Source organism: Flavobacteriales bacterium, assembly GCA_026129465.1.
In the GTDB taxonomy this organism is placed as follows: domain Bacteria; phylum Bacteroidota; class Bacteroidia; order Flavobacteriales_F; family PHOS-HE28; genus PHOS-HE28.
Genome location: JAHCIA010000001.1, coordinates 317,354 through 339,017 on the forward strand (window position 1 = coordinate 317,354; position 21,664 = coordinate 339,017).

Here is a 21,664-nt window from a genome sequence, read left to right on the forward strand (position 1 = left end):
CATCAGGCGCCCAGCACGCGCAACAGCGACGCGATCTGGCTGTTCCACAGGTTGCGCGTATCCTCCACTTCATGGGGCCAGGCGTGGTCCGTCACGATCAGTGCCACCTCGTTGGTCATGGGGTCCACCTTCACGCGGAACTCGAAGAAGGCCTCGGCGTCATCGTCGTCGTTGCGGCGGAAACGTATCACCTCGCCCAACCGCCGGCCGATCAGGGTGGTCACCTCCTCCTCACCGTCCCAGAGGAAGGTGTACTCCTCGCCACGCACGTTCACATCGTTGCAGTACCATTCGCTGAAGCCACTCGGGGTGCTGATCAATTCGTAAAGCACGTTGGGCGACCCGCGCACCTGGAATTCCAGTTGGACGCGCTCCTTCATGGGGCGTTTCGCGACAGCCGCCAACGGACGCGGTTTGGGTGCGGCAGGCTTGGCCGCTGTGGAAGCCGAAGGAGTGGCCCTGGCCTGTGCATTGGGTGCAATGGCGGGTTTGGCCGGGGCCTTTGATGTCTTGGGTGCGGGGAGCGTGGCCGGATCCCCTTTGGTGGTCTTCGGGGGCGTGGCCTTCACCTCTGCCTTGGCCAAGGTCGGTTTGGCTTTGCCCGCGGTTCCTGCTGCTGTTCGGGCAGGCTTCTTCGAAGTAGCGGGTTTCGCCTTGGTGGCCTGGGTCACCGGCCGTGGCTTCACCACCGCTTTTTTCACCACAGGCTTCTTCGCCAGAGGCCGTTTGGCGGCCCCTCGCTTGGCAGGCTTCGCGGATCTCTTCGCAGTGGCAGGTTGGCGCGCTGGGGCCTTCTTCACCGGTCGCTGCGCTACTTTCTTTTTCTCGGCGGGCTTCTTGGCGGTCTTCGCTGGCTTCGTTGCGGTCCTGGCCTTCTTGTTCGGTGTGGTCCGTGCGGACTTCACCACGGGTTTCTTCCGCGCGCTCTTGGGCGGAGCGGGTCTGGCCTTGCGCTTGGCAGCGGCGGTGCGGGCGGGCGTCTTCTTGGCCATTCGTGTGGGTCCGTGCTCGGCGATGTACGATCGCGGCTAAGGTAGCGAGATCGTCCACCCGCGCAAGCCCGTCTGTTTCGCCCGACTCCGTAGCGGTTGCAACGGCTGTCTATATTTGCCGCCCCTTGCCCGAAAGGGTGGGTGATCGGCGCGGTAGCTCAGCTGGTTAGAGCGCAGGATTCATAATCCTGAGGTCGAGAGTTCAAGTCTCTCCCGCGCTACGGAAAGGCCATCCATCGCAAGGTGGGTGGCCTCGTCATTTCAGCCCACCAAGGCAGCCGCCTTGCGTGCCACCCGTATGCCAATGGCCACGCCCATGCCGCTGAGGCCGGCGGCCACCACCATGCGTTCGCCGAGGCGCTCCACCAAGGGTTGCTTGCCCTTGCTGCGGAAGCCCATCACCCCGCTCCAGCGATGCGCGATGTGGTGGGGGATGTCGGGCAGAATAGTGCTTCGAAGCAGTTCTTCCAAGTGTTCCTGGATCAGGGGGGTCACACCCTCGTCGGTGGTCCGTTCACCTTCGGGGTCCAGGTTCCTGCCGCCACCCAGCAGCACACCGCCCTGGTATTCGCGGAAATAGATGTAGCCTTCGTCCATGTGGTAGGTGCCGCTCAAGGAGAGGCCGGGCACGTTACCGGTGAGCAGCACTTGTCCGCGTGCGGGCAGCACATCGATGCCGGGCAACAGGCTGGTGGAGTAACCGTTGGTGGCCACCACCACGCGGGCAGCGCGCATGCTGCTCCCGTCCTGGAGTTGGACCACCACATGGGCGCTGTTCTCCTCCATCCCGGTCACGGTTGAGCCTCCCCGGAAGAGCACTCCCTCCGCAGTGGTCTTTCTCAGGAGTGTGCGCATCAGCATGCCGCTGTCCAAAGGACCTTCAAGATCGGTTGTAGCAAGATGCTTCACATGATTGAAGCCCAGTGATTTGATGGAAGTGTCATTCCAGCGAAATGGGGTGGATCCCAGGATGGGTGACAGGGCTTTGTTCAGGCCATCGAACCCCTGTGCCACGTGGGTGTACAGGGGGTCATTCGCCATGAATAGTTCATGCCCGCCCGAGGCCTCGAAGCCGATGTTGCCATCCCCGAGTTCGGCACGCAGTTCCAGCAGTCCCCTCCAGCGTTCATCCACCCGGGCCAAGGCCGCTGCTTCGCCTTCCGCGGCGATGTCGGCAAGCAATTCGCTGGGGCTGCCGAAGCAGGCGAAGCCCGCATTGCGCACGCTGGCACCCGCCGGGAAGGCACCTTTATCCAAGACCACCACATGATCACCGGGTCGCGCGCGTTGATGGAAGAGGGCCGTGAAAAGGCCCACCAGGCCACCACCCACCACCACCAGATCGGCGTCGCGATGGAATCCTGTACGCTCCCAGATGCTCCACATGGGTCTGTGCGATCGGTGCTCCGCCAAGCCGGACGCCGCGCCCAAAGATGTCTTAATTTGCGGCGTTCTATGGACCACCTGCAGGTTAAGGGACCAAGTCCTGTCGTCGCACCCCGTTCCAACAGGAGCGCGCGCCTCATCGCCCTGTTGTTCCCCATCGCTTTCGCCTTGGGCGCCCATGCCCAGTTGGATGTGGTGTACATCTTCGGCACGGTGAAGGACTACTTCAGCGCCAAGAAGATCGACGGGGTGACCGTGACGGTCTACAAGAACGGGGCGAAGCTCACCGACGTCCGCACCAACGCCAGCGGCAAGTACGATATCAACCTGGACTATGGCGCGGACTACAAACTGGTCTATGCCAAGCAGGGCATGATCTCGAAGATCATTTCGCTGGACACGCGCAACGTGCCCGAGGAGGACCGGGTCGGGGGCCATGGCTTCAATCTGGAGATGACCCTCTTCAACGACATGCCCGGTGTGGATTTCAGCATCCTGCAACAGCCCATCGGCAAGGCCAAGTTCGATCAGGCCAAGGGCGAGATCTCCTGGGACTTCGCCTACACCGAGCAGATCCGCAATGAGGTGAACCGCCTCATGAAGGAGTACGAGGACAAGAAGAAGCGCGAAGCGGGCGCCGAGGCCGAATACGCCAAGCAGATGCAGGCCGGTGAGGCCGCCATGAAGGCCAACGACTTCAAGAAGGCCGTGGCATCCTTCTCCGCAGCGCTTGTGGCCAAGCCCGCCGATCCGATGGCCACGGCCAAATTGAGCGATGCGCAGATGCGGCTGGACGAGCAGGAGGGAGGCAAGCGCCGCGAGGAGGAGTATGCCGCCCTGATCAAGGATGGCGACGCGCTTTTCCTGAAGAAGAGCTACGAGGAGGCCAAAGTGAAGTACAACCTGGCACTGAACATCAAGGAGAACGAGGCCCACCCCAAGGCGCGCATCAAGGAGATCGACCGCCTTTTGGAAGAAATGGCGAAGAAGGCCGAGGAGGAACGCAAGGCGAAGGAGTTGGAGGAGAAATACAAGGCGGCCATCGCGGCGGGCGATGCGGCCTTCAAGGCGGAGAAGTGGGATGATGCAACCGTCAAGTACAACGATGCCATCGGCCTGAAGCCGCAGGAGAAATACCCGAAGGACCAACTGGCCGCCATCGCCCAGAAGAAGGATGAAGCGGCCAAGAAGGCCGAGGAGGAACGCCTGGCCAGGGAACTGAACGAGAAATACCAGGCCGCTGTGAAGGCGGGCGATGTGGCCTTCAAGGCGGAGAAGTGGGATGATGCCGCGGCGAAGTACACCGAAGCATCAGGCCTGAAGCCGGATGAGAAGTATCCGAAGGACCAATTGGCGGCGATCGCACTGAAGAAGGACGCCGCCGCGCGGAAGGCCGAGGAGGAGCGCTTGGCGAAGGAGCTCGATGAGAAGTACAAGGCGGCCATCGCCGCTGGTGACGCGGCCTTCAAATCGCAAAAGTGGGAGGATGCCACCGCGAAGTACAACGAGGCGCTGGGTCTGAAGGCCAACGAGAAGTATCCCAAGGAGCAACTCGCGGCCATCCAGAAAAAGCTGGACGAACTGGCGAAGAAGGCGGAGGAGGAGCGCATGCAGCGCGAACTGGATGAGCGCTACCAAGGCATCATCACCGAAGCGGACAAGGCCTTCGGGAAGCGCGATCTGGCCGAAGCCAGGACCCGCTACCAGGAAGCGAGCGGCCTGAAACCCCAGGAGCGCTATCCCAAAGATCGGCTGGCCGAGGTGGCCGCCTTGGAGGCCGAGTTGGCCAGGAAGGCCGAGGAGGAGCGCAAGCAGCGGGAACTGGATGAGCGCTATGCGGGCCTGATCGCCAAGGCGGACAAGGCCTTCACGGAGGAGCAATGGCCCGTAGCGCTGAATGACTACAGAGACGCGCTGCAATTGAAGCCCGGCGAAGCCCACCCCAAGAACCGCATCGCCGACATCGAAAGCAAACTGGACGCTGCAGCACGCGCCAAGGCGGAGGAAGAGCGGCTGGCACGGGAGAAGCAGGAACTGGAGAAACGCTACAACGAACTGGTGGCTGCGGCGGACAAGGCTTTCGGACAGAAAAAGTACGAAGAGGCCAAGGACGGTTATTCCGGAGCCTTGGGTCTGAAGCCTGATGAGCGCCATCCGAAGGACCGACTCGCCGAGATCCAGGCCATCCTGGCCGACCAGGCCAGCAAGGCCGAAGCCGATCGACTGGCCGAAGAGCAGCGAAGGGCCGAGGAAGAACGCAAGCGCCGGGAAAAGGAGGAGGCCGATGCCGCCGAGCTTGCCCGTCTGGCCGAACTCGAACGCCAGCGCAATGCGGATGCCGCAGCCATAGAGGCGCGCTTCAAGGAGTTGGTGGCCCAGGCGGACATGGCCTACACAGCGGATGACTTCGACCGTGCGCGCAGCAAGTATTCTGAGGCCTTGGAGGTGAAGCCCGAGGCGAAACACCCCAAGGACCGCCTGGCCGCCATGGATGCCGAACTGGCCCGCCGGGACAAGGCACGCTCGGAAGCCGATCGCCTGGCGGAAGAGCAGCGGCTTCGGGACGAGGAACGCCGCCTCCGGGAGATCGACGAGGCCGAAGCGCGCAGGCTGGAGGAGGAGCGGCAAAGGATGGAACGCGATGCCTCGAAAGCCATTGAGGAGCGTTATCGTCAGAGTATCATCGATGCCGATGAGGCGCTTGCGGTGAAGGAGTACGATCGCGCCCGCAGCCTCTATTCACAAGCCAGCGACATCAAACCGGCGGAGACCTATCCGAAGTCGAAGATCGAGCAGATCGACAAGCTGCTGGCCGAGTTGGAGCGCCAGCGTGAGGAGGCCGAGCTGGCCGCAAGGCGCGCGGAAGAGGCCCGGCAGGCCAACCGGCAGCGTTCAGGCAACACCATCGACACGCGCAAGGAACAGGAGGCCGAACAGTTCATGCGCGCCGCCCGTGAACGCGAGGAGGCCGAGAAGTACGAACGCATCCGCAAGTTCCGGGACAAGCTGGAAGGCGAAGAGGCGGATCGCGCCGACCGTTCGGCCGAACGCCGTTCAGCAGAGGTGGACCAGAACCAACGCACGCTTGAAGCCGGGGCGGGGGTCTACGAGGGCGATGATGCGCGCCGCCGCCGCAACGCCGAGGAGCTCGAAGCCTATCGCGAAGCACTGTCCCGGGAGGAGGCCCGCCGCGCCGGCCGTGCCGCCCAGGAGCGCGATGCGCAGTACAATGAGAAACTGCGGCGCGAGGAGGACAAGCAGGCCTTCGACCGTGAGCGCGATGAACTACAGGCACAGCGCAACCGGCAGGCGGCGAATGATGCCGAGCGGATAGCCCAGGAACAGGTGCGTCGCACGGAAGCAGGTACGGATCGCAATGTGCGCAACCGCGAGGAGGCCCTGGAGACCGCCGAACGACAGCAGCGCATGCAGGACAAGGGCAGCCACCAAGCGGAGGCGAATCGGCATGCCGTGGAGGACGAGAAGCGCGCACAGCAGGCCCGCGAGGCGGGTTATGCCAAGGCCAGCGAACTGGCCCGCACCAGCGCCCAGAACCAGCAGGCGGCCGCACAGGCCGGTGGGTCAAGGGCCTTCGCGGACATCAACCGCTCGAAACTCGCGCAGGAATACCCACCAGGGGTCACCGAGGAGAGCTATACCGAAGGCAACAAGGTGATCATCCGCCGGGTGGTGGTCAACGGCAACCGTGCTGATGAGTACAGCAAGGTCATCGCCAAGTGGGGCACCTTCTACTTCAAGAACGGCCAAAGCATATCCGAGGCCATCTGGAGCAAGGAGACGGAGGGGTGAACCCGGGTTGGCCTGTTGCGCGTTCGCAGCTGGCGACCCGGTCCGTTCATCAGGTCATCAGGATATGCCCCGCTTCGGCCCACATCCGAAGCCATCCGCGGACCAATCCCATTCCGGGCATCGATGGTAGGCGGCGGCCTCACGGACCCCAAGACGATCGTGCTCCACCTGCGTGAAGGTGACTTGCCGCTGGTGAACTTGCCGCTCGCCACTTCACGACTTCGGATGGGGCGTTCAGCACCAATGGTTCACTCCTTGTTCTTGCGTTCCTTCAAGCGTTTCACCAGATCCTCGATCTGCTCCGGGGCCAGTTGTTTGCCCACGATCTTCCGGTCGCCGTCCACCAGGAAGATCTTCGGCGTGCTGTACACGTCGTATGTGTCCGCATAGTTGAGGCTTTCCAAGGTGGTGAGCTTGGGGATGTACTTCATCGGGTCCTTGCGCGCTTCTTCATACACCGTCTTCGTCAGCGCCACATTCACCCAATCGAGGTCCTTCTCGCGGATGAACTTCTTCCAATCGCGCAGCAGGCCATCATCCACGGCCTTGGCCACGGCGAAGACCTCCACACCAAGCGCCTTGAGTTTTTCCTTGTAAACCTCGTGCAACGCGGGCAACTCCTTTTTGCACACCCCGCAGTGCGGGTCCCAGAAGACGATGACGACGTACTCGGCCGGCAGCTTGTGGAAGGAGATCCACCGCTGCTCGGTGCTGTCGGTGAGGATGATGTCCTTGGCGGGCTTGCCCAGGGTGAGCGGGGCCAGCTTGCGTGCCCTTTCACAGAGCTTCTCTAGTTTCTCGTCGCTCATCCAGGTGGCGCGGCTGCCACGGCCCGGCGCGGGGCAGTAATAGGTCTGCGCCATGTGCACGAACACCGCGTCCATGCCCATGATGTCGCTGGTCTCGTACTTGTGCGTGTAGCTGTGCACCACGTATTTGAAGACCTCCTCGCTGGCCTCGGTGCGGGCGATGAGGGCATCGGCCAGGCGGGTGATGGTGTCCGGCACCTGCGGCACCAGCTTGGTCATGTACTCCTCCAGCTTGTTGGCGAAGATGGGCACGCGCACGATGCGCTCGTCCGTGAGGTCGAAGTGGTCCCAGTAGTGTCTGCGGAACTGGTGGTAGGCGGCCAGGCTGTCCAGGGTTCCATCAGCCTTGCGGATCTCGGGCAGCTCGGGTGGCATGCTCATGTGCACCAGCCCGGCGGCCAGCGTGCCGGGGTTGTCGGCGATGAGCTTCCGTTGGAACTCCTTCACGCGCCGGTCCAGATCCTCCATGTCGGCCTTCATGCCGGCCTTGGCGATGGGGTCCTTCGCGGCGCCCATCCTTTCCCGCAGCGCGTCACCCTCGGCCTTTCGTTCGGCCAGGAAATGGATGTAGTCGAGGAACAGCTTGTTCTCCAAGGATTCCTTCACCTGCAGGTCGCCATTGAGATCGCTGAGGGTGGTATGCAGCACGATGCGCGGCTCATTCACCACCACCTCGAAGTACTTCGGGCCGGGCACCACCACCGCATACACGCCGGCCTTGTAGCCCTTGGCATCGTCGAAGCGCGCCGTGGCCTTGGCGTCGGCCACGGCCGTGTCGGCGTAGAAGAGTTTGTTCCCGTAGTAGTTGGCCAGGTAGACGGTATCGCCCTTCGCCAGTCCTTCGGCGCGCACTTCAATGACGCGGCTCGGGGCCTGTTGCGCGGCGATCGTTGTGGTCAGCAATAAGCAGGGGAGAAGCGCAAGGTCACGGTTCGGCATGGTCGCAAAAGTAGGATCGCGTGGCGCGCGCTCAGGCAAGATCCATACCGCGCGGGCGGCGCGTCAGACCACCGCGGTCTTGAACTCGCTGGTGGTGTGGAAGGTGATCCCCGGGTTGTTGCGCCGTTCCAGATCCAGCATGTAGGCGCTGGGGGCCATGAATACCGGGTTGCCGTCCTTGTCTTGCACGATCTGCTGGGCTTTGACGCGGATGAACTGGTCCAGCGCGGCGGGATCGTCGCTGGTCATCCAGCAGGCCTTGTGCGCGGGGATGGCCTGGAAGGCGCATTTGGCGCCGTACTCGTGCTCCAACCGGTAGGCGATCACCTCGAACTGCAGTTCGCCCACACAGCCCACCACCTTCTTGTTGCCCGGCTGCTGGGTGAAGAGTTGTGCCACGCCCTCATCGGTGAGCTGGCGGATGCCCTTGTCCAGCTGCTTGGTCTTCATGGGGTCCAAATTGACCAACTCGCGGAAGAGCTCCGGGCTGAAGGCCGGGATGCCGCGGAACTGGAATTTGGCGCCCTCTGTGAGCGTGTCGCCGATCTTGAAGTTGCCAGTGTCGAACAGGCCGATGACGTCACCGGGCCAGGCTTCGTCCACGATGTTCTTGCTGGCGGCCAGGAAGGTGGTGGGGTTGGCGAAGCGCAGGTCCTTGTCCAGGCGCACGTGATGGTACGGGGTGTTGCGCTGGAAGCGGCCGCTGCACACCCGCAGGAAGGCGATGCGGTCGCGGTGGTTGGGGTCCAGGTTCGCGTGGATCTTGAAGACGAAGCCGCTGAAAGCGGGATCGTCGGGCTTCACATCGCCCTGGTCGGTGGGACGTGGTTGCGGTGGTGGTGCGATGCCTGTGAAGGCGTCGAGGACCTCCTTCACGCCGAAGTTGTTGAAGGCGCTGCCGAAGAAGACCGGTGCGATTCGGCCCGCCCGGTAGGAGGCCACATCCAGCGGATCGTACACGCCCTGGATCAGCTCGATGTCCGCCCGAAGCTCCGTGGCGGCATCCTCACCGATCAATTGGTCCAACCGCGGATCCCCCACCTCGTTGATGCGCACGCTGCTGCTTTCCACCTTGGTCTTGCCGGGATCGAATAGCCGAAGCCCACCGGCATAGAGGTCGTACACACCCTGGAAGGTGGCACCGATGCCAATGGGCCAGCTCATGGGCCGCACCTTGATCGAAAGTTTTTCCTCCAGTTCGTCCAGCAGGTCGAAAGCATCGCGGCCCTCGAGATCGAGCTTGTTGATGAAGACGATCACCGGCGTGTCGCGCATGCGGCACACTTCCATGAGTCGCTCGGTCTGGGCCTCCACACCCTTCACGCAGTCGATCACCAGCACCACACTGTCCACGGCCGTGAGGGTGCGGTAGGTGTCCTCGGCGAAGTCGCGGTGGCCGGGGGTGTCCAGCAGGTTGATGAGCTTGCCCCCGTAGGCGAATGTCATCACCGAGGTGCTGACGGAGATGCCACGCTGGCGTTCGATCTCCATGAAATCGCTGGTGGCGCCGCGGCGGATCTTGTTGCTCTTCACCGCGCCGGCCGTCTGGATGGCGCCGCCGTAAAGGAGGAACTTCTCCGTGAGGGTGGTCTTGCCGGCGTCCGGGTGACTGATGATGGCGAAGGTGCGCCGGTGCTCGATCTCTTCGTGAAGGCCCATGATTCACCCGTGCTTGGCAGGGCGGCAAAAGTAGAGGTCACTGCCGGAGCGTGTGGGCATGCATGGCCGTCTTTCCTTGCGTGGGTGGCGTGTACCGGCTACTTTGCCATGCTCAACCCAAAATCCACGCTCATGGATCAGAAGAAAACCCTTGCCGCCCTGCTGCTGCTCGCAGGCACTACCGGCCTGCATGGCCAGACCACCCTTTTCCAAGAAAATTTTGAAGGGACCTATGCATTCACGCTGAACACCACGGACGTGGGATGCATAACGACATCCACCACCAACAAATGGGTGGTGAACAACGTGTATACGGGTGGGCTCTTCGGCCTGATACCGAACACTGCGGCCCAGCCCGCCGGGATCGTGCCGGCCAACGGCAATTACCTGCACACGTTGAGCAATACGGCGCAGACCTTTGGTGTGCTCAACAGCAACTTCATGGCGCCGGGTGACGGCCCCACCTTCGCCCGGATGAGCGCTGACGTGAGCACCATTGGCTTAGTGGACATCAACCTTTCCTTTTGGTGGGTATGCCAGGGCGGTCCCACCAATTTTGGGGAGGTCTACTACAGCACGAACGCTGGCAGTACCTGGACGCTGATCAACACCGGTTCGCCCGCTTCGGGGCAGTACCGCAACCAGACCGCCTGGGTGCAGCAGAATATTTCCCTGCCCGCATTCGAAGGGCAGGCCACCCTGCGGTTCGGGTTCCGTTTCGTCAACTCCGGCTCGACCGGCAGTCCCTCATCGCCGGGATTTTCGATCGACGATGTGCGGGTCATTGGTACGGCGGCCGGACCCACCTGCACCGAAGACCTCTTCTTCGTGCACAACAACACCACCAACTACCAGGATCTGGTGTGGACCATCCACGACCAGACGGACGACTCCGTGGTGGAGACCGGCGGCATCAACCCAGGCGAGGGCAGCGTGCCCCTGTGCCTGCCCGACGGCTGCTTCTACCTGCGCGTGACCAACAGCGGTGGCAACGTGATCAGCGGTGGCTACCGCCTGGTGCTGAAGGATGCCGTGGGCGCCTACGGCAATGCCCGCATCATCGACGATACGGACAACCTGGTGCTGGGGCCCGGTGGCGGCAGCGGCATCAGCAACAACGAGGGCTTCTGCATTCCGCTGGGCACCGATGAGCCCATCTACACCAGCTGCGACCGCTATTGGTGGAGCAGCGGCGACTACCTGGTGGGCAAGGAGAACGCGGCGGTGAGCGCCGAGTTCGGCGGTCCCAACGCCAGCAGCAGCGGCTACGAGTTCTGGTTCTACGATCCCAATGGTGGCCTCAGCTTCCGCAAGACGCGTGTACACACCGTGAGCGATGGCTTCGCGCCCAACAACGCAGTGCGCGCCTGCCACATCAAGCTCAACAACTGGGCGGCCGCCAGCCACCTGCAGAACGGGGTGCTCTACAACGTGCGCTCGCGCGGCGTGGTGGCCGGCAACCCGCTCAGCGAGTTCGGCCCCGCCTGCCGCGTGACGCTCGATCCGGTGCTGGCCGCCTGCCCGCCCACGGGTCTGAACGACATCCCCGGCAACCCCAACTACAGCTGCGGCGTGACCAAGAAATTCGGTGGACCCAACCAGGTGGCCAACCGCCTGTACTGCCGCCCGGTGGCAGGTGCCAACCTGTACGAGTGGGAGTTCACCAATGACCCCAACGAACCGGCCTACTACGTGACGCGCCAGACCACCGGCGTGCAGCGCCACCTGAACTGGCCTGCCAGCCAAGGTGATCCCATGCTCGTAGGCAATACCTACCGTGTGCGCGTGCGGGCCAGCAAGGACGGTGGTGCCAATTGGTGCGACTGGGGCTGGACCTGCGAGGTGACCATCATACCCAGCGCAGCGCCGGGCAATGAGAACATGGCCCCGGAAGGCGAAGCCGCCAGCAACCTGGCCCTCTGGCCCAACCCCAACAACGGCCAGCAAGTGTGGATCACCCTCCCTTCAGCCGGAGTGCCCCACGAGGCCCGTTCCATGACGGTAGACATCCACGATCTCGGAGGCGATCGGATCATGGCTCGGGAAATGGCCATTGGTCAGGGTGTCTTATCCATCGACTTGGAACACCTGCTGGCGCCTGGGGTGTACATGGTCATAGCAACGGTTGGCGAGGATCGCCATGTGCGGCGTTTGGTGGTCGCGCACTGAGGCCGTCGTGGTGTTATGATGCCGGGGCGGTATCACGAAATGGTGATGCCGCCCCGATCCTGCCTGTTCGGCCTGCATATCGGATAACCTGACACAAGGCACTCCCAGAATGCCATGGTTACTGCCCGGTCATGAAGTCCGTCAAGCCCTAGCTTTGAACACGAAACCCAAGGAAGAATCATGTTGTTTAGAGCAATTCCTCTGCTTGTGGGCGTTCTGATGTCCGCCTGTGCAGATGCCCAATCACCCAGCCCTGTGCGGGTGCAACTGCAGACCTTCGCCACTGGCCTGGGCCAGATCACCGATGTCGCCCATTGTGGCGACGACCGTCTCTTCGTGGTGCAACAGAACGGCAACATCCGCATCGTGCAGCCCAACGGCACGGTGCTGCCCACGCCCTTCCTCAGCATCAGTGTGAACACGGGGGCCAACGAGCAGGGTTTGCTGGGACTCTGCTTCGATCCGGACTATGCCACCAACGGCTATTACTACGTGTATTACACGGCCGGAACAGGAGCCGGCATTTCACGGGTTTCGCGCTTCTCCGTGGATCCGAACAACCCGAACGTGACCCTCCCCGGCAGTGAGACGATCCTGTACACGCGCTCGCAACCGCAATGGAACCACAATGGTGGCGATCTGGAGTTCGGCCCGGATGGCTACCTCTATGTCTCCTTCGGCGATGGCGGAGGCGCTGGAGATACGCAGAACAACAGCCAGAACAACGGCAATGTGCTGGGCACCATCATCCGCATCGATGTGCATGGTGAGCCGCCCTTCTCCATTCCGCCTGACAATCCCTTCGTGGGCGTGCCGGGCGTGATGCCTGAGATCTGGGCCAGTGGCTTGCGCAACCCCTGGCGCTTCGGATTCGACGCCCTTACTGGAGATGTGTGGATCGGCGATGTGGGCCAAAACGCTTGGGAGGAGGTGGACTTCTGGCCAGCGGGCGACAATAGCGGCCCCAATTTCGGCTGGCGATGCTACGAGGGCAATGCGCCGTACAACACCGCGGGCTGCCAGCCCGCATCGAACTATGTGGCCCCGGTGGCAGTGCATGTCACCAGCGGTTCGCAATGGTGCTCGGTGATCGGCGGACGCGTGTACCGTGGTGGTCCCTACTGGCGGCTCTATGGCCGCTATATATACACGGACTATTGCCTGGGGCGCTACTTCTCGTTGCGGCCCAATGGCTCGGGCGGCTGGATCAACGAGCAGATCACCACCACGGGTATCAGCGGCGCCACCTGCATCGGCGAGAACAGCGCGTTGGAACTCTTCGTGGGCAACCGTAACACGGGCATCGTCTACCGCATTGTGGACGTGTGCCCCATGGCACAGCCCAGCATCACGGTGGACGGCAACGTGCTCACCGCGAGCGAGGGCCTGGGCTACACCTGGTTCCTGAACGGGCAGGCGATACCGGGTGCCAATGAGCAGACCTTCGAGGCTGGACAGTCCGGCGACTACGCTGTGCTGGTGGACAATGGCCCGGACTGCCTGCTCCTTTCCGATGTGGTTAACGTGACGATCACCGGAGTGACCGTCCTGGCGGAAGGTGCGGTGAAGGTGCACCCGGTGCCCACCAACGGCCTGCTCTTCCTGGATGGCCTGTGCGCCGAGGCGTTCGATGCCGTGCTGGTGGACATGGCCGGCCGGACCCTGCTTCGCCAGGATCTGCGCATGCGCGACGGCCGGGCCACGTTGGATCTGACCTCACTGGCGGAAGGCAACTACATGCTGGTGGTTCGTGGCGCCCAAGGCGAGGAACTGCTGGGTCGGCAGGTGAGCGTTCTGCGATAGGCCGCTGCAGGCATCCAGCAGTGGCGAAGCCCGCGAGCCTTGACCAGTTCGCGGGCTTCGCTATTTTGCCCTTCCTTAACCAGCTCACCCATGCGATCGACCACGACCCTGCTCCTCATTCTGCCCTTCCTGTCGGCCCAAGGCCAGACCGTGCTCTTCTTCGAGGACTTCGAGTCCATGACACCGGCCTTTACCCTGAACACCACGGATATGGGTTCCGTGGCCAACTCACCCGACAACACCTGGCTGGTGAACAACGCTTACGCGGGCGGAAGCGGCACGGTGACCTGCCTGGGCTTCCCATTCCCCTTCACGGTGCCACCCACGGCGGCCCAGCCCGCTGGTATCACCAACCAGAACGGCCGATATATGCACACCACCAGCGTCGCCGCCATGAACAGCGGTGTGATGAACTGCTGCTTTCTGGCCGCGGATGGCTTATGCGCATCGGCAGCGAACCATTTCGCGCGCATGAACACGGATGTGAGCACGGTCGGCGCCTCGCAGGTGACCCTGAGCTTCTGGTGGCTCTGCGGAGGCGGAAACAACAACTACGGTGAACTGTACTACAGCACCAACGCCGGTGGCAGTTGGACCTTGATCACCGAGTCGCCCAACCAGTACCGCAACCAAAGCACCTGGACACAGCAGACCGTAAGCCTGCCGGCTTTCGACGGGCAGGCCACCTTGCGTTTCGGCTTCCGCTTCGTGAATGGCACCACCCTGAGTGCCTCCGATCCCGGCTTCGGCATCGATGATGTGCGGATCACCTCGGCGGGTGGCGCGCCGCCCACCGTGCAGCCCGGCCTCATCAACCCGCTGAGCTATTGTGCCGGCAACGCGGTGTCAGTGCCATACAACGCCCAAGGCACCTTCGATCCCGGGAACGTGTTCACCGCGCAACTGTCCGACCCCTTTGGTGGCTTCGCTTCACCCGTGAGCATCGGTTCGGTGGTTTCGACCACTTCTGGGACCATCGCGGCCACGATCCCGCCGGGCACTCCGCCGGGCGCAGGCTACCGCATCCGGGTCGCAAGCAGTTCGCCCATGATCGTTTCCGACCCCAACGCGTCCAACATCACCATTTCGGAGACTCCCTTCGCGGGTCAGAGCACCCAAGCGACATTCTGCACGGGATCGGGCAATGTGGATCTCTTCGCGCTGTTGGGGCCGGGCGTGAGCACATGCGGAAGCTGGACCGGCCCGGGTGGGGCGCCCTTTGGCGGAACGCTCAATACCAGCACGGGGGTGAGCGGCATATACACCTATGCCACGAACTGCCCGGGTCCTTGTCCACAGGACCAGGCGACCGTTACGGTGACCCTTGTGGCGGTTGCCAATGCCGGCAACGACGTCCAAGCCAGCTTCTGCGCCACCGGACCCGCGCCCGATCTGCCATCACTCGTTTCCAATGGACAGGCCGGTGGACAGTTCCTCTACCAAGGACAACCCTCACCATTGCCGGACTGGACCGTTCCAGGGGTGTACATCCTGCAGTATGTGGTGAATGCGCCACCGCCATGCGGAACGGACTTCGCCATCTTCACCATCACCGTCAGCGCTGCCGCGAACGCCGGCCAAGGGGCGAGCATCCAGCTCTGCGTCTACGGTCCGCCGGTGCAGTTGTCCGGTTTCCTCACCGGCGCGGATCCCGGTGGCACATGGACAGGCCCGGATGGCATGCCTTTCAATGGCACGCTTGACCCGGCCACCGGCATGCCGGGATTGTACACCTATACCGTTCAAGGCCAGCCACCGTGCCCCATCGCTCAGAGTTTTGTCGCTGTGGTGATCGATCCATGTCTGGGGGTGGAAGAGCAGAGTTGGACGGCTCCCATCCTTTGGCTGGGTCAGACCGTTGATGGAGGACATGATTTCTCCATGCCAATGGGTCGGGTGTTGGCGCATGAACTCTACGACCTTGGCGGTCGGCTGGTGAGTGGCAGCAGCTTGGTGCCGGTGGGAGAAAGACTGCGCTTGTCGCTGCCCTCCTCGTCGGGTGCCTATGTGCTTCGTCTTCGCTTGGAGGAAGGCTTTGCGGTGGTCCGGATCATCCACCAGGCATGGTGAAAGCCGTGTTCGGAAGTTGTGCATAAAGCAAGTCCTCACGATTTGGCCCAGGGTGACGCGCACGGATACATTGGCATCACCAACGTTCATTGAGGTCTGGCCGCAAGGCCACACGATCACGGATCACAAGGAGGGCGGAAACGGCGCGGCGGCATCGCAAGATGCATCCAACCTGGTAAGAGGTCATGCGCAACGGACCACCCGGCCATGCCAGCCATGCGCCACCTTGCCGTGTATCAGCGAGGGATGTGTGACCTTCGGGTGACACAAGTACCAAGGGCCGGGATGGACATGGTCATGCGCACAAGGCCAAGGCCGAGTACGCATGGGAGCGGGGATCGCCGACAAGGTGGTCCCCGCTTCGCATTCATGCCCACCGCATTTGCCATCGCCCCCGATCCATATCATGGCGGCATGTGGGACCGTCAATGGATACCCCTTGCACCAAGCGGACGGGTGACATGGATGGCGCGACGATCACCTGCGCTTGACACGGAGGAAAGCCTGCGTACACGTTGGCCCATTGGAACATCCGATCGTGGATAAGTGCACCATGCCGTCTCCCGGCCACCGCATCGCACGCGGATACTTTTGGTCATCACCGTTCATTGAGAGGATGAAGAAGAAAGACCGGAAGATCTTCGTACTGGATACCTCCGTGATCCTGTACGACCATTCGGCCATCGAAAGCTTCGAGGAGCACGACGTGGCCATCCCCATCCAAGTATTGGAGGAACTCGACACATTCAAGAAAGGGAACGACACGATCAACTACGAGGCGCGGGAGTTCATCCGCCACCTCGACGACATCGCGAAAAGGGACGTCCTCACGGACTGGATCCCGCTGAACGGCTCCTCGAAGGGGAAGTTCAAGGTGGTGGCCAAGCACGACCTCAATGGCGTGGACGCCACCAAGGTGTTCGATGATGGCAAGAACGACCATCAGATCCTGAACGCCACGCTTACCCTGCAGCGCCAGAACAAGGACCGCAAGGTGGTGCTGGTGAGCAAGGACATCGCCCTGCGCCTGAAGGCCAAGAGCCTCAATATCGTGGCGGAGGACTACCTCACGGGCAAGGTGCGCGATGTGCGGGAGAAGCTCTACACCGGCCGCACCGTGGTGGAGGACATGGACGAAGGGATGATCGACACGCTCTTCGCGAATGACCGGCTTCCAGTTGAGGACCTCGGTTTGAAGAAACCTTCAGGCAACCACTTCTTCATCCTGAAGCACAAGAAGAAAAGCATTCTGGCCAAGTTCGATCCGCGCACGGGCCAGGTGGAACGCGTGGAGAAGCAGAGCATCTTCGGCATCGGCCCGCGCAACGCGGAGCAGGCGCTGGCCATGAGCGCGCTGATGGACCCGGAGATCAAGCTTGTGACCTTGCAAGGCACCGCGGGCACGGGCAAAACGCTGCTGGCCCTGGCCTGTGCCCTGGAGCAGCGGCGCAACTACCGGCAGATCTATGTGACGCGGCCGGTGGTACCCCTCAGCAACAAGGACATCGGCTACCTCCCCGGGGACATCCAGAGCAAGCTGGACCCCTATATGCAGCCGCTGTGGGACAACCTGAAGCTGATCAAGGGGCAGTTCGAGAAGCACGACAGCACGCCCAAGCGCATCGATGAGATGCTCGAGAACGAGAAGATCGCCATCGCGCCGCTCGCCTACATCCGTGGCCGCAGCCTGAGCAACATCTTCTTCATCGTGGATGAAGCGCAGAACCTCACACCGCTGGAGATCAAGACCGTGATCAGCCGTGCGGGCGAAGGCACCAAGATCGTCTTCACCGGAGATGTGCACCAGATCGACACGCCCTTCCTCGATACCGAGAGCAACGGGTTGAGCTACCTGATCGACAAGGCCAAGGGCGATCCGCTCTTCGCGCACATCACTTTGGAGAAAGGCGAGCGCAGCCCGCTGGCCAATCTGGCCAACGACCTGCTCTGATCACAGGCCATTTCCTGATGACGATCCCCGTGCATGTCACGGGGATCGTCGTTCCCACCAGTCGCGAAAGGAGAAGCCCGCTGTGCAGCGGGCTTCATTCCTTGGCTTGAAGTGCTTCAGAAGAGCTCCTTCACCTCGATGAACTGGAAGTCGATGTTGAAGAAGCTTTCGTAATCCTTGCCGGTCTCGGCCATCTCCTCGTCGCCCGTCTCATAGTGCCAGTTCACCTGCACGCGCTGCCCGCGTTCGCTTACCGCGTCGAGCTTCTGGAAGATGTTGTAGAAGTGCTTGCTGGAACTGGTGTCCAGGTAATCGAGCCGCATATTCACCGTGGTCTCCCCCTTGGGTCGCTGGAGATACTCGTCCAGCCAGCGGTAGACGCGGCCATAGAACTGTTCGGAATTGGGCGGGAGCGAACGGCCGACGAATTCCATGCGGCCCTCCTCCAGGTCCAGATCCACCTGGGGCGAGGTCTCGGTGCGCTCGATGTGGTAGCGTTTCGCGGACATTTCCACCTTGGTGCGTGCTATGCTCCAAAGGTGGGGGTGGCCCGCATGCGGGTGCCCATGCTCGAGCCAGGCTCATGAACAGGGCGCTGTTGACTACGGTCCGCGCCGCGGGCTCAGCGACCTCTATACTCGGTGATGATCTCCTGGTCGGAGGGGAGGATGATCTCCGTGTCGTTCACACGGCGCACCCAGTAGAGGTACTTGCCCGTGCCCTGGCATGCGAAGGCTTCCATGCTCTCGTTGGCGGCCAGCGCCTTCACGGGGAAGGTGCGCCAGGTGCCGCCCTTTTCCTGCATGGCCATCTTCACCTCGATCATTTCCCGGCAGGTGTTGCGCATCTCCAGGATGAAGGTGCCGCTGAAATCGCGCTTGTAGCCCTCCTTGTAGTATTCACATTTCTCGCAGGGTGCGCCCCACTTGCTGCCCACCTTCATCAGGCAGTCCGAATAGCTCTGGTCCTGGGCGTTCACCGCGGCCACCATGGCGAAGGAGAGGATGACGAGTAGGGTAGGTTTCGCGCTCATTTGCAACGGGTGTTCGTGAGGATGATCTTGGCTTCGCCATTGCCCAGGCGTTGGCTGGTCTTCCAGTCGCGGCACGCGGCGTCCAGGTCGCCCAAGGCCTTGTGGGCCCAGCCACGGTTGTTGAAGGCCTCCTCGTTCCTGGCGTCCAAGGCGAGCACAGCGTCGAAATCCTTCAGCGCGAGTTGGGGTTCTCCCATGCGGAGGTAGGCGCTGCCGCGGCTGGTGAAGGCCCACAGGTGGTCCTGTTTTCGCGCGATCACCGCTGTGAAGTCCTTCACAGCGGCTGGGTAGTCCTTGTTCAAACTATGGCAGAAACCGCGCTGCAGATAGGCATTGAGGTGGTCGCCATCCAACCGCAGCACCTCGGTGAAGCGCTCGATCGCCGTGGCATGGTCGCCGCTGCGGTAGGCTCTTTCGCCGGCCTGGTAGATGGTCTGAACCTCCTTTCCCAGGCCGGTGTTGTCGGCCAGGTATTGGGCCACACAGCGACCTGTGAACAGCACCGGCAGGGCCATGGCCAGGGTGAACGCACGCGTCGTCATGGTCGTGTTCTACGGGGCAAGCATCAACGGGTTACACCAGCCTGCAAAGCGTGGGGGCAGGGGGAAGCGCGCCACATTTCATGCAGCGCCTCCATGGTCCGCGCACCATCATCGCCAGGGGGCAGGTGTATGACGTAGCGTGAACTCCGCTTCAGCAGCCCTGTGCGCAGATCCTCGCGTTCCACACAGCGGTTCCCATCACGGCAGGACAGCATGATCATGGGCGAACCGGGATCATGGACATTGGCCTCGGCATCCAGGTCGCAGATGGAGAACCTGTCCTGTCCGGTGCGTCGCCCTTCGTGCAAATGGTCTATGTGGAGCCGGCCGGTCGCATCGATGCGGTGGCGCGCACCCTCCCCGAACACGTGGATGTCCATGGGTCCGGGAGGCCGGAAGTGGTCCTGGGCCATCCCTTGGTCCGCGATCAGAACCAGGGAGAGAAGATGGAACAGCGGTCTCATCAGTGAACCTCCGAGGCGGCTCTTACGTACACCGGCGCCCTTGGTTCAACACCCGCAATGGAAGACCGCTACGAGACCGCTTGGCGCACCATCCTGATGGCCCTGGGCATGACGCTCGCGTTGATGTCCTTTGGGCAGGGCAAGTTCACCATCAACGGAAGGCTCAAAGCCGAAGGCGGTGACCTGAGCGGCGCACGCGCCGTGGTGTACAAGAATGGCGAGAAGGAGCGCACCATCACGAGCAACCTGAGCAAGTTCAGCATGGAGCTTGACCTGGATGCCAACTACGTCATCTCCTTCGAGAAGGAAGGCTATGTGACCAAGAAGCTCTCCTTCAACACCAAGGTGCCTGCGGACGCGCGCGGTGGCAGCTTCACGCCATTCGACTACGCGGTATCGCTCTTCAAGCAATATGACGACATCAACATCGTGGTCTTCAACCAGCCGGTGGGTGTGATCCGCTACGACCCGGGAACCGCCGACTTCGATTACGACACCGACTACACCAAGTCCATCCAATCGCAGTTGCAGAAGGTGATGGCCGAAGTGGACAAACGGCAGAAGGAAGAGTCCAGGACCGCGGTGCAGGACGCCAAGCAGAAGGCCGCCGAAGAGAAGGCCCGCGCCAAGGCGGAAGCCGAGGAGCGCAAACAGGCCGAAGCCGCGTTGAAGGAGGAGCAGCGCCGCGAAGCTGAAGCGCGCAAGGCCGAAGAAGAGAGACGTCGTGCAGAAGCGGCCCGCCTGGCCCAGCAGGAGGCACCGCCAGCACCCCGACCGATCGAGGAACCGGAGCCAGCACCCATTGCCGAGGTGGCACCGCCCGCACCGAAACCCGTATCTGCGCCCAAACCCGCGCCTGTGCGCAGGAATGCCCTGCTCGCCGAAACACTTGGTGGGGAGGAGGGCCGTCGCGGCATTTCACCGGTCATGGGTGAGGAGGCCTCACGAGTCGCGCCGGCGTTGGCGCATGGCGAATCCGATGAACGCCCGGAGGATATCGTCCATATGTCCGAGGTGTTCCGCAATGAGCAACTCATCGTCGAACCGAACAAGGTGATGACCATCGTGGAACTGGAGCGCGATGGGCGGCGGGACGAATACCGGAAGGTGATCCACAAGTGGGGCGATACCTTCTACTTCAAGAACGGCAAGGCCTGCTCCGCACAGGTCTACCAGCAGGAGGCCATGGCCGACCGCATGGTGGCCGCCATGCCCCGGGATTGACACGGTCCGACGCCGCCGTGCGGGGCTACCTTTCGACATGGCACCCGCTGTTTATGTCCGCGACCGCCGTTCACCCAAGCCCAAGGACGAGCGCACCAGTGCGCTCATGAGCCGGATCCGGTCGCGGGATACAGGACCGGAAAGGGTCATGCGACGCCTCCTGTCCGAAGCCGGTGTGCGCGGCTACCGGTTGCACCACGCGGGCACCGAAGGCCGGCCTGACATCGCTTTTCCCGGTCGGCGTGTGGCGGTCTTCATCCATGGTTGCTTCTGGCATGTATGCCCGCATTGCAAGCGTTACGCGCCGAAGAACAACGCGCGATTCTGGTCGGAGAAGCTGGAACGCAACCGGCTTCGCGACCAACGCAAGACCAATTGTTTGCGTGTTGCCGGCTGGCGGGTGGTGACCATCTGGGAATGCCGGCTCAAAAGTTACCCGGCGGCACAGGTGGGCCGGGTGCTTCAGGCCTTGTCACGGGCCGAGTCCGACCGACGACCGAAGAGCCGTGCGAAGAAGCGCTTCTCGAATGTCCAGAAGAAGCGGAACTGACCGAAGATCGCCCCGTAGATCAGCAGGATGACGTTGTAGACGGGCAGGATGAGGACGTAGTAGAGCACCGTGAACAATACGGGCTGCTCGCCCTCGCCGGCAAAGAAGGTCACCACCGGCCGCTTCAGGAACATCACGGTGAAGCCCGTGCAGGCGAACACGAGCAGGATGATGAACACCTGCGCTGTGCCCACACCCCAGCGATCGCGCAAGCGCCCAACCCAACGCGGGCCATTTGTGTCGTTCTTCCGGTGCATGTTCCG

The 21,664-nt window shown here is 62.4% G+C and carries 17 protein-coding genes and 1 tRNA gene; 9 read left to right on the forward strand and 9 right to left on the reverse strand.

Features of this window, described 5'->3' with window-relative positions:
• Positions 1-2: 2 nt before the first annotated feature.
• Positions 3-380: an SRPBCC domain-containing protein gene (locus tag KIT10_01240; protein MCW5897866.1), complete on the reverse strand. Its 378-nt coding sequence runs from the start codon at positions 378-380 to the stop codon at positions 3-5.
• 196 nt (positions 381-576) lie between these two features.
• Between KIT10_01240 and KIT10_01245 the strand changes: the two genes are divergently transcribed.
• Together KIT10_01245 and KIT10_01250 are read left to right on the forward strand one after the other, a co-directional pair.
• Positions 577-1,032: a hypothetical protein gene (locus KIT10_01245; protein ID MCW5897867.1), complete on the forward strand. Its 456-nt coding sequence runs from the start codon at positions 577-579 to the stop codon at positions 1,030-1,032.
• 107 nt (positions 1,033-1,139) lie between these two features.
• Positions 1,140-1,213, forward strand: a tRNA-Met gene (locus KIT10_01250).
• A 40-nt stretch (positions 1,214-1,253) separates the two neighbouring features.
• On the opposite strand, the gene KIT10_01255 is transcribed toward KIT10_01250, so the two are convergent.
• Positions 1,254-2,378: an FAD-binding oxidoreductase gene (locus tag KIT10_01255; GenBank protein MCW5897868.1), complete on the reverse strand. Its 1,125-nt coding sequence runs from the start codon at positions 2,376-2,378 to the stop codon at positions 1,254-1,256.
• A 69-nt stretch (positions 2,379-2,447) separates the two neighbouring features.
• On the opposite strand from KIT10_01255, the gene KIT10_01260 reads away from it, so the two are divergent.
• Positions 2,448-6,188 (forward strand): hypothetical protein, encoded by a 3,741-nt coding sequence (locus tag KIT10_01260; protein ID MCW5897869.1) that lies wholly within the window; start codon positions 2,448-2,450, stop codon positions 6,186-6,188.
• 248 nt (positions 6,189-6,436) lie between these two features.
• On the opposite strand, the gene KIT10_01265 is transcribed toward KIT10_01260, so the two are convergent.
• Positions 6,437-7,936 carry a DUF5106 domain-containing protein gene (locus KIT10_01265; protein ID MCW5897870.1) on the reverse strand — a complete coding sequence of 500 codons (1,500 nt, stop codon included), beginning with the start codon at positions 7,934-7,936 and terminating at the stop codon, positions 6,437-6,439.
• 63 nt (positions 7,937-7,999) lie between these two features.
• The gene (locus KIT10_01270) at positions 8,000-9,595 is read right to left on the reverse strand and encodes a peptide chain release factor 3 (protein ID MCW5897871.1); all 1,596 of its coding nucleotides are present in this window, start codon (positions 9,593-9,595) and stop codon (positions 8,000-8,002) included.
• 132 nt (positions 9,596-9,727) lie between these two features.
• Here KIT10_01270 and KIT10_01275 point away from each other — a divergent pair, with 132 nt between their 5' ends.
• The 4 genes from KIT10_01275 to KIT10_01290 all read left to right on the forward strand — a co-directional run bounded on the left by KIT10_01275 (position 9,728) and on the right by KIT10_01290 (position 17,588).
• A complete protein-coding gene (locus KIT10_01275; GenBank protein MCW5897872.1) occupies positions 9,728-11,764 on the forward strand; it encodes a T9SS type A sorting domain-containing protein in 2,037 nt (678 codons plus the stop codon).
• 219 nt (positions 11,765-11,983) lie between these two features.
• Entirely contained in the window at positions 11,984-13,567 is a 1,584-nt protein-coding gene (locus tag KIT10_01280; GenBank protein MCW5897873.1) for a PQQ-dependent sugar dehydrogenase, read from the forward strand.
• A gap of 90 nt (positions 13,568-13,657) precedes the next feature.
• Positions 13,658-15,637, forward strand: a complete 1,980-nt coding sequence (locus KIT10_01285; protein ID MCW5897874.1) for a T9SS type A sorting domain-containing protein — start codon at positions 13,658-13,660, stop codon at positions 15,635-15,637.
• A 616-nt stretch (positions 15,638-16,253) separates the two neighbouring features.
• A complete protein-coding gene (locus tag KIT10_01290; GenBank protein MCW5897875.1) occupies positions 16,254-17,588 on the forward strand; it encodes a PhoH family protein in 1,335 nt (444 codons plus the stop codon).
• Positions 17,589-17,704: 116 nt separating this feature from the next.
• On the opposite strand, the gene KIT10_01295 is transcribed toward KIT10_01290, so the two are convergent.
• The 4 genes from KIT10_01295 to KIT10_01310 all read right to left on the reverse strand — a co-directional run bounded on the left by KIT10_01295 (position 17,705) and on the right by KIT10_01310 (position 19,627).
• Complete coding sequence (locus tag KIT10_01295) at positions 17,705-18,097, reverse strand: DUF1987 domain-containing protein (protein MCW5897876.1); 393 nt, start codon at positions 18,095-18,097, stop codon at positions 17,705-17,707.
• Positions 18,098-18,210: 113 nt separating this feature from the next.
• Entirely contained in the window at positions 18,211-18,621 is a 411-nt protein-coding gene (locus KIT10_01300) for a hypothetical protein (protein ID MCW5897877.1), read from the reverse strand.
• Entirely contained in the window at positions 18,618-19,163 is a 546-nt protein-coding gene (locus KIT10_01305; GenBank protein MCW5897878.1) for a tetratricopeptide repeat protein, read from the reverse strand. The genes KIT10_01300 and KIT10_01305 overlap by 4 nt, the downstream gene beginning before the upstream one ends.
• A 23-nt stretch (positions 19,164-19,186) precedes the next feature.
• Positions 19,187-19,627 (reverse strand): hypothetical protein, encoded by a 441-nt coding sequence (locus tag KIT10_01310; protein MCW5897879.1) that lies wholly within the window; start codon positions 19,625-19,627, stop codon positions 19,187-19,189.
• A 57-nt stretch (positions 19,628-19,684) separates the two neighbouring features.
• Between KIT10_01310 and KIT10_01315 the strand changes: the two genes are divergently transcribed.
• Together KIT10_01315 and KIT10_01320 are read left to right on the forward strand one after the other, a co-directional pair.
• Positions 19,685-20,851 (forward strand): hypothetical protein, encoded by a 1,167-nt coding sequence (locus tag KIT10_01315; protein ID MCW5897880.1) that lies wholly within the window; start codon positions 19,685-19,687, stop codon positions 20,849-20,851.
• A 37-nt stretch (positions 20,852-20,888) separates the two neighbouring features.
• Positions 20,889-21,401 carry a very short patch repair endonuclease gene (locus KIT10_01320; GenBank protein MCW5897881.1) on the forward strand — a complete coding sequence of 171 codons (513 nt, stop codon included), beginning with the start codon at positions 20,889-20,891 and terminating at the stop codon, positions 21,399-21,401.
• Here the strand turns inward: KIT10_01320 and KIT10_01325 are convergent.
• Positions 21,314-21,658 carry a diacylglyceryl transferase gene (locus KIT10_01325; protein ID MCW5897882.1) on the reverse strand — a complete coding sequence of 115 codons (345 nt, stop codon included), beginning with the start codon at positions 21,656-21,658 and terminating at the stop codon, positions 21,314-21,316. The two genes, KIT10_01320 and KIT10_01325, sit on opposite strands and share 88 nt — an antisense overlap.
• Between the last annotated feature and the right edge of the window lie 6 nt (positions 21,659-21,664).

Bases quoted from the DNA above. Each gene is read 5' to 3' on its own strand.
- KIT10_01240 (MCW5897866.1), bottom strand. From the start codon at position 380: ATGAAGGAGCGCGTCCAACTGGAATTCCAGGTGCGCGGGTCGCCCAAC.
- KIT10_01315 (MCW5897880.1), top strand. From the start codon at position 19,685: ATGGAAGACCGCTACGAGACCGCTTGGCGCACCATCCTGATGGCCCTG.
- KIT10_01320 (MCW5897881.1), top strand. From the start codon at position 20,889: ATGGCACCCGCTGTTTATGTCCGCGACCGCCGTTCACCCAAGCCCAAG.
- KIT10_01275 (MCW5897872.1), top strand. From the start codon at position 9,728: ATGGATCAGAAGAAAACCCTTGCCGCCCTGCTGCTGCTCGCAGGCACT.
- KIT10_01280 (MCW5897873.1), top strand. From the start codon at position 11,984: ATGTCCGCCTGTGCAGATGCCCAATCACCCAGCCCTGTGCGGGTGCAA.
- KIT10_01270 (MCW5897871.1), bottom strand. From the start codon at position 9,595: ATGGGCCTTCACGAAGAGATCGAGCACCGGCGCACCTTCGCCATCATC.
- KIT10_01285 (MCW5897874.1), top strand. From the start codon at position 13,658: ATGCGATCGACCACGACCCTGCTCCTCATTCTGCCCTTCCTGTCGGCC.
- KIT10_01305 (MCW5897878.1), bottom strand. From the start codon at position 19,163: ATGACGACGCGTGCGTTCACCCTGGCCATGGCCCTGCCGGTGCTGTTC.
- KIT10_01325 (MCW5897882.1), bottom strand. From the start codon at position 21,658: ATGCACCGGAAGAACGACACAAATGGCCCGCGTTGGGTTGGGCGCTTG.
- KIT10_01310 (MCW5897879.1), bottom strand. From the start codon at position 19,627: ATGAGACCGCTGTTCCATCTTCTCTCCCTGGTTCTGATCGCGGACCAA.
- KIT10_01255 (MCW5897868.1), bottom strand. From the start codon at position 2,378: ATGTGGAGCATCTGGGAGCGTACAGGATTCCATCGCGACGCCGATCTG.
- KIT10_01295 (MCW5897876.1), bottom strand. From the start codon at position 18,097: ATGTCCGCGAAACGCTACCACATCGAGCGCACCGAGACCTCGCCCCAG.
- KIT10_01260 (MCW5897869.1), top strand. From the start codon at position 2,448: ATGGACCACCTGCAGGTTAAGGGACCAAGTCCTGTCGTCGCACCCCGT.
- KIT10_01265 (MCW5897870.1), bottom strand. From the start codon at position 7,936: ATGCCGAACCGTGACCTTGCGCTTCTCCCCTGCTTATTGCTGACCACA.
- KIT10_01300 (MCW5897877.1), bottom strand. From the start codon at position 18,621: ATGAGCGCGAAACCTACCCTACTCGTCATCCTCTCCTTCGCCATGGTG.
- KIT10_01290 (MCW5897875.1), top strand. From the start codon at position 16,254: ATGAAGAAGAAAGACCGGAAGATCTTCGTACTGGATACCTCCGTGATC.